Source organism: Neisseria sp. CCUG12390 (assembly GCF_047837985.1).
In the GTDB taxonomy this organism is placed as follows: domain Bacteria; phylum Pseudomonadota; class Gammaproteobacteria; order Burkholderiales; family Neisseriaceae; genus Neisseria.
Window position 1 is genome coordinate 1,996,763 of record NZ_CP181244.1, and the last position, 13,120, is coordinate 2,009,882.

Here is a 13,120-nt window from a genome sequence, read left to right on the forward strand (position 1 = left end):
TTCGCGTTATTTCTCATGCTTTAATACGCAGACTTACAGCAAACCGATATGACCATTCTGTTCATTAATAAACTAACAAAAGGCCGTCTGAAAACCCAATCGGTTTTCAGACGGCCTTTGTGTTCAAACCATTGTCTTAATGCCTGAAATGACGCACGCCGGTAATCACCATCGCGATGCCGTGTTCGTCGGCGGCGGCGAACACTTCTTCGTCGCGCATGGAGCCGCCGGGCTGGATAATCGCTTTGATGCCCTGCTCGGCAATCACGTCCACGCCGTCGCGGAACGGGAAGAAGGCGTCAGACGCGGCGCACGCGCCGTTCAGATCAAAGCCTGCGTCCTGCGCTTTGCGCGCGGCGATGCGGGTCGAGTCCACGCGGCTCATCTGGCCGGCGCCGATGCCGTAGGTTTGGCCGCCTTTGCCGAACACGATGGCGTTGGATTTGACGAATTTGGCCACGTTCCACACAAACAGCAAATCGTTGAGTTCCTGCTCGGTCGGTTGGCGTTTGGTGACGACTTTCAAATCGGCTGCGGTAAGTTTGTGGATGTCGGGCGTTTGCACCAACAGGCCGCCGCCGACGCGTTTCAGCTCGAAGCGGTTGGCTCCGGCTTGCAGCGGCACTTCCAACACGCGCACGTTTTTCTTGGCGGCCACGATTTCGAGGGCTTCGTCGGTGAACGCAGGTGCCATCAGAACTTCCATGAATTGGTTGTCGGTAATCTGCTTGGCGGTTGCGCCGTCCACTTCGCGGTTGAACGCGATAATGCCGCCGAACGCGCTGGTGGTGTCGGTGGCGTAGGCCAAACGGTATGCGTCCAAAGTGTTTGCCGCTACTGCCACGCCGCACGGGTTGGCGTGTTTCACAATCACGCAGGCGGGTGCGTCAAAGGCTTTCACGGCTTCCCATGCCGCGTCGGAGTCGGCGATGTTGTTGTACGACAATTCCTTGCCCTGAAGCTGCTTGTACGCGCTCAGGCTGCCTGCGGCGGGGTAAATGTCGCGGTAAAACGCGGCGGCTTGGTGCGGGTTTTCGCCGTAGCGCATGTCCTGCACTTTAATCCAACTTTGGTTGAACTGGTTCGGGAACTCGTTGACATCTGGCTCGCCGCTCAGTTTTTCGTCGGACAAGGCGGTCAGGTAATTGGAAATCATGCCGTCGTATTGCGCGGTGTGGCTGAACGCTTTACGCGACAGGTTGAAACGGGTTTTGTCGCTCAATGCGCCGCCGTTGTTTTCCAGTTCGGCGGCAATGGCGGCAAAATCGGCGGTATCGGTGACGATGGCGACGTGCTTCCAGTTTTTCGCGGCGGAACGCACCATCGTCGGGCCGCCGATGTCGATGTTTTCAATCGCGTCTTCCAGCGTGCAGCCGGGCTTGGCGATGGTGGCGGCGAAGGGGTAAAGGTTGACGCACACCAAATCGATGTTGCCGATGCCGTGTTCTTCCATTTTGGCAACGTGCTCGCCCAAGTCGCGGCGGCCTAAGATACCGCCGTGGATTTTCGGGTGCAGCGTTTTCACGCGGCCGTCGAGCATTTCGGGAAAGCCGGTGTAATCGGCCACTTCAATAACGGGAACACCGGCGTCTGCCAATAATTTCGCAGTACCGCCGGTGGACAAGATTTCCACGCCCAGCCGGGTCAGGGTTTGGGCAAATTCAACCACGCCGGTTTTGTCGGACAGGCTGATGAGGGCACGTTTTACGGTTGCCATTGGGATTCCTTTTTGAGTTGGGTAAATTGAAGAGGCCGTCTGAAAACGCGGCGCGACGGCGTAAACCGGTAAACCGTATTATCGCTTATTTTACGTTTTTTTGCAGTATTACCGACGGTAATTTTTGCCGCAATTGTGAACAATCTTTACCGCATTTCAAAACAAGGCCGTCTGAAAATCTTTCAGACGGCCTTTGTGTTTTTCAGCACCATAGGTACGGTTAGCCGTCAAAACGGCGTAACCGTACACCCGCCCCCCCCCGCCAACCCACATTGCGTACGGTTACGCCCCAAAAAACACGGGGCTGACCGTACCTACGCAGGCTTCGCCCAAGGCCGTCTGAAAATTTTTCAGACGGCATTGTTCATGGTTTCAACCATCTCGGCAGCAACATCACCGCAAACGCCGAAGCCAGAATCATCACCATGCCCCACGCCGACACCGCCGATACGGTTTCGCCCAGCAAAACCACCGCCATCAGCAAGCCCAGCACCGGCTCCATCGAAATCAAGATGCCGGAAACATTGGCCGGTACGCGGTTCATGCCCTTATTCCACAGCCAATAGGCAAACCAGCTGCAACCCACGCCCAAATACAGCACCGCCAGCGTACCCGATACGCTCCAATCCACGGCGAAACTGTCGGCCAGCAAAAGCGTAAACGGCAAACACAATACCGCCGCGGCCAAAAGCGACACCGACGTATAGGCGGGCGCACCGATGTCGGCAATCAGCTTCTGCGTCGGCCGCATAATCAGCGCGAAAACCAGTCCGGCCAAGAAAACCAGCAGGCAGCCGAACAGGCTGATTTCGCCGCCCTCTTCCGCGCCGCCCGCAATCATCACCGCCACGCCGAGAAACGCCGCCATGCCGCACACCCAGTGATACCACTTGGCCTTGTCGTTAAAAAAGAAATGGCCGACGAACACCATCAGAATCGGTTCCAATCCGATAATCGTGACCGCACTGGCCGCCGACGTGTATTTCAAACCGATAAACTGCAACATCAGCACCAACACATAATTGGCAAACGACAGCCGCAGCAAAGGTTTCCATTGCGCACGCGGAATCCTGCCCAAATAACGCCGCGCCGTCGGCAGCACAATCAGCGCGGCAATCAGCAGGCGCACCTGCACCATCAGCGCAGGATCAAGCATGGCGTAGGAAAACTTGGCGGCGATAAACGAGCTGCCCCACATGAATAAAGCGAGAATTTGAAAAAGCATTATTTTTTAATTTTGTTATTGATATTTTTCAGGCATAAATTTATGAATAGCATATCCTTCAGAATCATCACAATTAATTTGCTTGGGATTTTTATCATTTATTTTACATATTTTTAATATATTATTATTTTGCTGGGCTTTCAGAATTTCTTGATATGTAAAATATCCAGAACTAACAAAAAATATTAAAACTAAGAAATGAACAAATTTTGCTACATGTTTTCTAAGAAAATTATTGTTAGAATCTACTTTTAAATTGTTTATCAAATCATTAATATTAAAATTTTCTCGTATCCAAAATATAAAAGAATAATAGAATCCGAGAAAAAAATCCCAATAATGAATAACCCTATTGCTTTAATCAAAACTACTTGGAAATTATTTCGAAATAACTCAATTATCGTTAGAAGTGCTAAATTAAAAACAAATGCAAAGAAAAAAATAGCAATCATGTCAAGTAAAAATTCAGAAATCTGATTTACCCAGCGATTAGCTCTTTCAAATTTAAACAATGTTCCTACATAAGAAAAAATGCTCAGGCATGTCAATAAAAATAGCAATACTGAAACACTTAAGAGTGAATCGTAAAAACTACTAGAAAATGTCATTCCAATACCTAATAAAATCCATATTATAGCTTTAGCTTTCCCAGTATCTTCCCATGCTTTTTTAAAAGGTATTATTATAAGTTTATTGAACCAATCAGGAAACTTCCGATATAAGTACAATTAAGAATAAAAAAATGCATAAATAGAAAATTATAATTGTGTTCATACCAATTATGTTGGGGGCTTAGGAAGCAAAAATATTAAATTGGGTTATTTCGAAGCATCTTCATTAATATTTTACCTAAATCTTCATGCCGGTAGTTAAACCTAAACTCCGTTTCTTTGAGATGCAGATAAAACATCTCTTTGGAAATACCATGGAATTTAGCCAAACGACCCTTAGCATAACTCCAAAAAAATTCAATACCATTGATATGCTGCTTCCCGCGGGCAAACTCATTGGAACCGTGATGGACACGGTAATGCTTCTCGTAGCCCATATCGACAAGACCGTCATATGCTTTCCAGCCGTCAGTATTGATTTCGCTCTCAGCAGATATGTGGCCGCGTATAACCTTGATTAGTGAAGCTTTCGAAGCGTCGGGAACGATTTCCGCATAGACCACACCATTGCGTTTCAGTATGCCGAATACGATGGTTTTACCTGAAGCCCCGCGCCCGCGTTTACCCCTGATACGTCGTGCGCCAAAGTAAGATTCATCTAATTCAACCACACCGGACAGTGGTGAGTTTTGTTCGCACAGAGCAGCAATCCTGTGTCTGATTTTCAGGAAAATAGGATTGATACTGCGTACACTAATGTGTTGTAAGAAAGGCTAGCGTTGTTTACAGTATTTGAAAGACAATACTGCCATGAACATCCACAAAAATACCCGACTTACACCGCACCAACGTCAAGCCGTTTGGCGCGCCTATACACAGGATAAAATTACCGTTACTTCACTTGCCCGGCAATACCAAGTCAGCAGAGTAACCATCTACCGTATCCTCAAAGCCGCACGGCTGCAGCTGCTCACGCCGCAAAACAGTACCAACAACCGGTTCAAACAAGCAAAATACGGGATGAAACGTTTGGCTAAGGTTGAAAAAGCCATCGAAGAAAAGCTCAAAAAACAGGCTAAACGCTACAACAAATCCTATCCCGGCGAAATGGTGCATTTCGATACCAAACGGTTGCCGCGGCTGAAAAACCAAAGCGTTGCCGACCCGTTCGAATACCTGTTTGTCGCCATCGACGACTACTCCCGCGAACTGTACGCAGCCATCTTGCCCGACCGTACGGCTGCCAGTGCCGCCAAGTTTCTGTTGAGGGATGTGATTGACTGCTGCCCGTACACCGTCGAATGCGCATACTCGGATAACGGAGTGGAATACAAAGGCAATGCATCCCACCCGTTTGGCGCTGCCTGCTGCCGCAACAACATCGTGCAGAAGTTTACCCGTATTGCGCGTCCGCAGACCAACGGCAAAGCGGAACGGGTGATTCGGACGCTGATGGAGATGTGGCACGATAAGCAGACATTTGACGATGCGCAACACCGGCGCAGGGAATTGTGCCGCTTTGTGAATTTCTACAATACGGTCAAGCCGCACGGCAGCTTGAAAGGCAGGACGCCTTTTGAGACTTTGGAGGATTATTTTTCTCAACCTGTTGTGTAAACAACTCGGTGATTTCTTACACTAATGCCGGTCATTTTAGCGGTATCGGAAGCGGTCAAATCAAGAGCGAAACAGCGGATTATTTCTCTAAATTTCTGCTCTAAAATTTTGCTGAACTTTTGATACTTATTTTTTTGTTTCATATTAGGAACTTATCAGGTTTTTTGATGATTTTGCTTCCTAAGCCCCTATGTTGTAAATGAAATTTATATTAATTGAATATTTAAAAATTCGTGAAACATACCTTTAAAACCGTCTGAAAATCCGCAAAGGTTTTCAGACGGCCTTTCTGCACACGGCTTAACCGTCGAGCAAACCGTGCTGCACCAATTTCTTACGCAGGGTATTGCGGTTCAAACCCAGCATGGCGGCGGCTTTCGACTGGTTGCCGTTGCACTCCGCCATCACGCATTCGAGCATGGGCTTTTCGACCTGGTGCAGCACCATATCGTACACCCCGACCGGCGTTTCGCCGTCCAAGTCTTTGAAATACTGTTTCAAATTCTGCGCAACACATTGCGCGATGTCGATTGTTTGCGTTTTCATCGTTTTCTCTTTCCGTTTACATTTTTCAGACGGCACAGGACTTCCTAGCTTCCGCTCATCACTTTGACACCCAGCGCAGCCAATGCGCCGCCGCAGATGCGGTCTATCCAATGGCCGAACCGCCGGAAACGGCGGTTGACTGCCGGCACGGACAACATCAACGCCACCAGGCCGAACCAGACAAACAGCATCAGCGTCATCCACGCACCGTAAACCGCCATCTGCCACATCGGTGTGTCCGGCGACAATACCACGGTAAACAGCGACAGCATATACACCGCCGCTTTCGGGTTCAGCACATTGCACAAAACCCCGCGCCAAACGGTTTGCCAAGCCGGTTCCGCTGCTGTTTTTTCGGCACGGATTTCGGTCACTTCCCCCGCCGCCTTTGCCGTCAATCCCTTGTAGCCGATGTAAATCAGATACAGGCCGCCGACAATTTTAATCGCGGTGAGCAAAGTGGCCGATTGCGCCACCACCGTCACCAAACCCAACACCGAATAAACAATGTGCACGCCGAAACCCAATGCAATGCCCAACGCCGTCAGCAGGCCTGCCGCCCGGCTGCGGCTTAAGGATTGCTGCGACACCAATACAAAATCGGGGCCGGGCGACATGCAGGCCAACATATGCACGCCGGTAATGAGCCAAAATCCTTGCCAAAAATCCATGATTTTCCTTATGGGGTGTTTGATGTTTCAGACGGCATTGAAGTTAAATTACCGTTTAACGAACCACCCTCTCCCTAACCCTCTCCCGCCGGACGGGAGAGGGGACAGCTTGCCGTGGACGGTATAAGTTGCTGTTTGGCCGTCTGAAAATTTCATTTAAACAGAATTTTTCAGACGCCTCAATCAGATTGATCGCTTAATAGAACCGTTCTCTCATCTAACCATCGCCGAACACGCTGCATCCGTCCCCTCTCCCGTCTGGCGGGAGAGGGTTAGGGAGAGGGTGGCATTTTACTTATCTAGCTATTTGTATGAATCAACGATAGGCACACGCCCAGGTATCGGTCTTTTCGGGCAATGTGTCCAAATAAGCGGCCAGCGCGTCGTATTGCGCGGCGGCGGAATCCAAGCGGTTGATTTCGCGGCGGGTTTCGATGCCGTCGGGCATGGGGTCGAGATACCAGCCGATGTGTTTGCGGGCGATTCGCAAGCCGCTTGGTTCGCCGTAAAATTCGTGCATGGCGCGGACATGGGCGAGTACGGTGTCGCTGCATTGTTTGAGCGGCAGGGCTTCGGGCAGCGCGCCGTGTTCGGCGTAATGCTTCAAATCGCGGAACAGCCACGGCTGCCCCTGTGCGCCGCGCCCGATCATCACGCCGTCCGCACCCGTCTGCTTCAATACTTCGGCGGCTTTCTGCGGCGACGTGATGTCGCCGTTGACCCACACGGGGATGTTCAGACGGCCTTTGGCTTCGGCAATCAAACCGTATTCCGCTTCGCCGTTGTACATCTGCGTGCGCGTGCGGCCGTGAACGGCAAGCGCGGCGATGCCCGAATCTTCGGCGGTTTTGGCGATGGTCAGAAGGTTTTTGTGTTCGTCGTGCCAGCCCAGACGGGTTTTCAGGGTAACGGGGACGTCCACCGCCCCGACCACCGCCTGCAGGATTTCGGCCACCAGTTTTTCGTTCTGCAGCAACGCGCTGCCTGCCAAGACGTTGCACACTTTCTTGGCTGGACAGCCCATATTGATGTCGATGACCTGCGCGCCGAGCGCGACATTGTATTGTGCGGCTTCGGCCATGACCTGCGGCACATTGCCGAGAATCTGCACGGCAATCACGCCGTCTTCATTGGAAAAATCGCTGCGGCTGAGGCTTTTTTTGGTGTGGCGCAAACCCGGATCGCTGGTCAGCATTTCGCCCACCGCCCACCCTGCGCCGAACCCGCGGCACAAACGGCGGAAAGGCTTGTCGGTAATGCCTGCCATCGGTGCGAGGGCGATGGGGGTGTCGATGGAATATGCGCCGATCTGCATGGTTGCCGCCGTGGTTGAAAGGGTTGTGATTGTACAATTTTTAAGCAGTTTTTCCAATCGGTTTTACACGGCAAGGCCGTCTGAAAATCTCCGGCGGATTTTCAGACGGCCTGAGATGTAGACACCAACCGCATTACTTGCACAAAGTTTGAGACCTTTGTAAAACTCAACTTAAATCCCAAAATCTATTTCCGTCATTCCCGCTCAGGCGGGAATCCAGAATTTTAACCTGCGGTAATTTCTAAATATTTCTGAAACCGATAAGTCTGGATTCCCGCCTGCGCGGGAATGACGGATTGGAGTTTTTTGAATATTTTCGGGTTTTGCAAAGATCTCGGTTTAGGGAAAACAAACCTGCCGACGCTATTTTTCCTCATTCTGCGCCGTCGCAACCAACAGCGGCACGAGCATTTCGACAATCAGGTTTTGAAACAGCGGCGTATCGACCGGCAATTCGTCGTCGCGGCCGAACACCAGAGCCACTTCGGTATAGCTGTCCTGCCCTTTGCTGATTTTGCTGCCCTGATAGGCTTTGAACGCGACGGCTTGGGCTTCTTCCCAATCCTGTTTTTTGATGTAGGTTTCGGCGGCTTCAAGGCCGGTTTTGGCGAAAAACGGTAAGGGGCGGTTTTGGCCGATGTTGTAGTATTCAAGCCATGTTTTCAGGATTTCATGCGCGGTTCGGCGGTCGATTTCGGGATAGACCGTAGTTTCGTCGTTGGACACGAAATACGTCAGGCCGCTTTCGCTTTCAGACGGCCTCACGGCATTGAACAAAACATGCTCCAGCAGCAGGGCGATTTGCTCGGGCGCGTTGGGCTTTTTGTTGCGGAACACGATTTGGCCGCACCGGTACACACGGTTCAGGCTGCCGCTCAAGGTTTGCCCGCCGAACGCCAGTTCATAGGCAACCGGCGGCACTTTCGGGCTTTCGAGCAGGGCTTGGTCAAGCTGTTTGGCGGCCGTCTGAAAACGCTGCTGCCACAAGCCGCCCAGTTCGCCCGCCGGCAGCAGGCTTTCGGCTTTCAGCCTGGTTTCGACGGCGGCGAAATCCTGCCGCTGCCGCCGCGCTTCCAAATAGGCGTCGGCGATTTTTTCGTCCTCTTCCGGCTCGAACGGTTCGGCGGATTCCCATGCCGTGTCGCGGTAAGGCTCGCGCCAGCCCAAGGCATTGCGCAGCCATGCTTTGACGGGATTTTTCCAAAAGCCGATAAATTCGTTTTGCGTGACGACGGCCTGCGGTTCGGCATGTTCCGTGAGAGGCCGTCTGAAAAACGGCTGCGGCGTTTCAGACGGCCTGTTCAGGGCTTGAGCATAATCGCTGCGCGTATTGATCAGGCCGTCTGAAAAACTTTCCGGTTGGAAATAGCGCGTCGAGAAGGCCTGCAGCGGATGTTGGCGCACCCAGTTTTCCATCAGATCCTTGCTGCGGCGGCCGGTCATGGCGGCGACGGTATCGATGAGTTCGCTCAGCAAAGCCGAGGGCGCAAGTTCATCGTCGTTGACAATGCTGCGGCCGACATACGACAAATACAGGATTTCGCGCGCGCTGATGACGGCTTCGAGAAAGAGATAGCGGTCGTCGTCGCGGCGGGCGCGGTCGCCTTTTTGCGGATGTTTGGCAATCAGGTCGAACACGGCGGCTTTGGTGTTGCGCGGAAAATCGCCGTCGTTCAAACCCAGCAGACACAACACTTTAAACGGCAGGCTGCGCATCGGCACCATGCTGCAAAAGGTGATGCCGCCGCGCAAAAATCCGGCCTGGCTTTCGCTGCTCAGGAAACGGCTGATGTGGCGGATGACGGTGTGCTGCGGCAACAGGCCGTCTGAAAAACCGGCAAGCTCCGCTTCCTGCTGCCATTTGACCAAAGCCTGCTCGAACTGCTGCGCGGAATATTGGTCGTCGTCTCCCAAGGCAAACAAATCGGCGCACAGCTGCCGCACGCGTTCTATCCATTCGTCAACCGTCGCGGCGGTCTGCCATGTCTGCGCGGTGTCGGCCAGCGTGCGGACAAACGCGGCAAAACGGCCGAACACGGCCAGTTGGTTGACATCGGCGTGCCACGCGCTGACGTTTTGCCACATGCCGTCGCCGCCTTCGGGCAGCATCCAGCCCAGCACCATGCGTTCCAAAGCCTGCTGCCAAGTGAACAGCTTATCCGCCCCGCCGCGCATGGTTTCGTCCAAACCCCAACGGATATTGAGTTCGGCGATGGTGTCGTGCAGCAGCGGCAAATCGTCTTCGCCGAATTCAAAGCGGTTTTGCACCAAACGGCTGTCGAGCAGCGGCAAAACCTTATCCACTTCAAAACGGCTTTCCAGCAATTCCAACACCTGTTCCAACGCGTAAAACAGCGGCTGGCGGCGGCTGAGCTTCACGTCGGACACGGAATACGGCAGCGCCTGCGCCCCGCCCTGCGCCTGACCGAACACGGCTTCGATAAACGGGCTGTACGGCTCGATATTCGGGGTCAGCACGGCGATGTCGTGCGGCTGCCAGTCGGGATGTTCGTGCAGAATGTGCAGCAATTGGTCTTTCAGGATTTGCAGCTCGCGCAAAGGGCTGTGTGCCGACACCACGCGGATACTGCCGTCTGAAAGCAGGCTTTCGCTATCCTGCCCGTGGTTTTCAGACGGCATGTTCAGCATTTGGATGTCGCTTTGCAGGCGGTGGAGCAAGGTTGTTCCGCCGTTGTCGGCGGTTTCGTACACCGGCGTTTCCATCTCGATTTCCGACAGAAAATCAAAAAAATCGCGCCCCTGTTTGCCCAGCGAAGCCAAGAGCGGATGGCCGGTCTGGGTCAGGTCGACTTCGTCGCCGCCTTTTAAAATCTGCGCCGCTTCAATCACATTGCCCCAATACTGTTCGCTCGGATTGAGCGCGAACACGAACACGTCGCAATGCTGCGAAACGGCCTGCAAAAGCTGAAGATACATCGGTGCCATCGTGGAAATGCCGAACACGAAAAAGCGTTCGGGCAGGTTTTGCGGTGACAGTTTGGCCAACAGGGTTTCCCACAAGGCCACGCGGTGCGGCGCGGTCTGCCTACCATCATCGAGAAAACGCCACAACTGCGCCTGCCAGATTTCGTCTTCACCCAAGTCCAGCAGTTTCCCCTCCTGCCACGCGTCTATCCATTGCGGGCGGTAAACCAGATATTGGTCGAAAATATCGGCCAATTGTCCGGCCAAATGGTAATCCGCCGACTCGCCGCTGCCCAAATAGCTTTGCAGCTTGCCGCGCACGGTTTCAAATTCGGAGGCCGCACCACCGGCAGGCTCCGCACTCTTAAATTTTTCGCTGCGGAACAAAGCCAGCAGACGCCAACGCATCACTTCGGGCGAAAACGGGCTGAGTGCCGGCACATCGGGAATCAGCTCCCTCATCAGCCGCCAAGTCAGTCCGGCAGGCAGGCTGAATTTCAAATTCGCCGCCACGCCGAGTTCCTTCGCCAGATAGCTGCTCAAATAGCGGCGCATTCCCTGACTCTGCACGACAATTTCCTCCGCCGCCAACGCCTGTTTCAAAGGCTGAACCTGCTGAATACGGCTGAACAAGGCGGCGAGCGATTCGAGACGGTTGGACTGATAAAGGTAAAACATGACGGTACCCGCGTACTTCGGACAATAAGGTAATGATGACGAATTATAAGGCCGTCTGAAAAATTGTCGGAGTTATTTTACGGTTTGCGCGGCGGCATTACCGGCGTGCAAGGCCTGCCTGCAGTGCGGCTTCAGAGGAAAACCCGTATGCAAAGCTGCGCTTGTATTTTGTGTTAAATCAAACGAAAAGGTTTTCAAGCCACTGCCGTGTTTCTTTCCACGCTTCACGCTGACTATAATGGCGGCCTTGATATATTTCGGAGTACCCAAATGAACACCGCCAATCCCTCCCCCAACCCGGCGCAGCAGGCCAACCGCCGTTATCTGCTTGTGTGGCGTTGGCATTTTTACGCCGGATTGTTTGTCGCCCCGTTTCTCATCTTACTGGCTGTCACGGGTCTGGCCATGCTGTTGTTTGCCAACATCAGCGGCCGCGAGGGCGAACGGATTCGGGTTGAGCCGCAGGCTGTGGTGCAGCCTTTGTCGGTACAGGCGGAAGCGGCACGGGCGGCTTTGCAATCGGAAACTGCTTCGGTGGTGCAATATTTGTCGCCGCGTGCCGGGGATATGGTGGCAGTATTCCGTGTCAACGACGGCGATAAGGCGATGATGGTGGCGGTCGATCCTTATAATGCGCAAGCGGTCAAAGTGTTTCCGCGCAATCAGGATGGGTATCATTTGATGGACGAAATCCACAGCGACATTCTGCTCGGCGCGTTCGGCGATTACCTGCTGGAAACGGCGGCTTCGCTGACCATTTTGCTGATCATCACGGGGTTTTATCTGTGGTGGAGCAAACAAGGCCGTCTGAAAAATATTTTTCTGCCGAAAATCGGCTCCGGCCGCTCGGCCTGGCGTGATATTCACGGCGCAGTCGGCGCATGGGTTTCATTGGTATTGCTGCTTTTTTGCTTGTCGGGCATTGCGTGGGCAGGCATTTGGGGCGGAAAAGTTGTGCAGGCGTGGAACCAATTTCCCGCCGGCAAATGGGGCGTGGCTCCGAATCCCGAATCAGATGCAGAAACCTACGGTCGTCTGCTCAACGACGGCAAAACCAAAGAGGTACCGTGGGTATTGGAGCTGACACCCATGCCGCAATCGGGTACGACGCTGGGTAAAGACGGGATAAACCCGAGTGAGCCGATGACACTGGAAACCGTCGACCGCTACGCACGGGAAATCGGTTTTCAAGGCCGCTATCAGGTTAATTTTCCCAAAGGCGAAAAAGGTGTGTGGACACTGTCGCAAGATTCGATGAGTTACGATGACAGCAGTCCGTTTATCGACCGTACCGTTCATCTCGACCAATACAGCGGCAGGCAGTTGGCGGACATCCGCTACGATGATTACAGCTGGTTCGGAAAATTCATGGCCGTGAGCATTGCGCTGCACATGGGGACACTGGGCTGGTGGAGCGTAGCCACGAATATCGTGTTTTGTCTGGCTGTGATTTTGATGTGTATCAGCGGCTTTGTGATGTGGTGGAAACGCCGGCCGGAACAAGCCGTCGGCCTGCATCCGCCTGCTGCAAACATCAATCTGCCCGTTTGGTGGGCGATGGCTGTACCGCTGTTGGCTGTGGCTTTACTTTTCCCCACCGCCCTCATTGCAGTTCTGCTGATTGCGGTTTTGGATTTCGTGCTGTTGTCACGCATTCCGGCATTGGGCAAATGGTTTAAATGAAACAATAAGATAACAGGCCGTCTGAAAACAAATAAAGTTTCAGACGGCCTGAAATATTGCCAAATCGGAAAATTCAAAAACCGCTTATCCGTCATGAGCTGCGGCCGCTGCGCCTTCTCATGCAGCAGACTT

General features: G+C 52.8%; 8 protein-coding genes and 2 pseudogenes. 2 read left to right on the forward strand and 8 right to left on the reverse strand.

Features of this window, described 5'->3' with window-relative positions:
• Positions 1-136: 136 nt before the first annotated feature.
• From purH to ACM67E_RS09275, 3 genes and pseudogenes are all read right to left on the reverse strand, one after another.
• On the reverse strand, positions 137-1,717 hold the full coding sequence (gene purH, locus ACM67E_RS09265; protein ID WP_416191164.1) for a bifunctional phosphoribosylaminoimidazolecarboxamide formyltransferase/IMP cyclohydrolase: 1,581 nt from the start codon (positions 1,715-1,717) through the stop codon (positions 137-139).
• 364 nt (positions 1,718-2,081) lie between these two features.
• Complete coding sequence (locus ACM67E_RS09270) at positions 2,082-2,942, reverse strand: DMT family transporter (RefSeq protein WP_416191165.1); 861 nt, start codon at positions 2,940-2,942, stop codon at positions 2,082-2,084.
• Between the two features lie 808 nt (positions 2,943-3,750).
• Positions 3,751-4,311 (reverse strand): annotated as a pseudogene (locus ACM67E_RS09275) (IS1595 family transposase); the annotation flags it as partial.
• A 52-nt stretch (positions 4,312-4,363) separates the two neighbouring features.
• Between ACM67E_RS09275 and ACM67E_RS09280 the strand changes: the two are divergent.
• On the forward strand, positions 4,364-5,170 hold the full coding sequence (locus ACM67E_RS09280) for an integrase core domain-containing protein (RefSeq protein WP_416190995.1): 807 nt from the start codon (positions 4,364-4,366) through the stop codon (positions 5,168-5,170).
• On the opposite strand, the pseudogene ACM67E_RS09285 reads toward ACM67E_RS09280, so the two are convergent.
• The 5 genes and pseudogenes from ACM67E_RS09285 to recC all read right to left on the reverse strand — a co-directional run.
• Positions 5,167-5,313: pseudogene (locus ACM67E_RS09285) on the reverse strand (IS1595 family transposase); the annotation flags it as partial. The gene ACM67E_RS09280 and the pseudogene ACM67E_RS09285 sit on opposite strands and share 4 nt — an antisense overlap.
• A gap of 157 nt (positions 5,314-5,470) precedes the next feature.
• Positions 5,471-5,716, reverse strand: coding sequence for a Fis family transcriptional regulator (locus tag ACM67E_RS09290; RefSeq protein WP_416191166.1), 246 nt, complete (start codon positions 5,714-5,716; stop codon positions 5,471-5,473).
• 44 nt (positions 5,717-5,760) lie between these two features.
• On the reverse strand, positions 5,761-6,387 hold the full coding sequence (locus ACM67E_RS09295) for a LysE family translocator (protein WP_416191167.1): 627 nt from the start codon (positions 6,385-6,387) through the stop codon (positions 5,761-5,763).
• A gap of 316 nt (positions 6,388-6,703) precedes the next feature.
• Positions 6,704-7,702: a tRNA dihydrouridine synthase DusB gene (gene dusB, locus ACM67E_RS09300; protein WP_416191168.1), complete on the reverse strand. Its 999-nt coding sequence runs from the start codon at positions 7,700-7,702 to the stop codon at positions 6,704-6,706.
• A 363-nt stretch (positions 7,703-8,065) separates the two neighbouring features.
• A complete protein-coding gene (gene recC / locus ACM67E_RS09305) occupies positions 8,066-11,305 on the reverse strand; it encodes an exodeoxyribonuclease V subunit gamma (RefSeq protein ID WP_416191169.1) in 3,240 nt (1,079 codons plus the stop codon).
• A gap of 270 nt (positions 11,306-11,575) precedes the next feature.
• Here recC and ACM67E_RS09310 point away from each other — a divergent pair, with 270 nt between their 5' ends.
• Positions 11,576-12,988, forward strand: a complete 1,413-nt coding sequence (locus ACM67E_RS09310) for a PepSY-associated TM helix domain-containing protein (RefSeq protein WP_416191170.1) — start codon at positions 11,576-11,578, stop codon at positions 12,986-12,988.
• Positions 12,989-13,120: the final 132 nt, after the last annotated feature.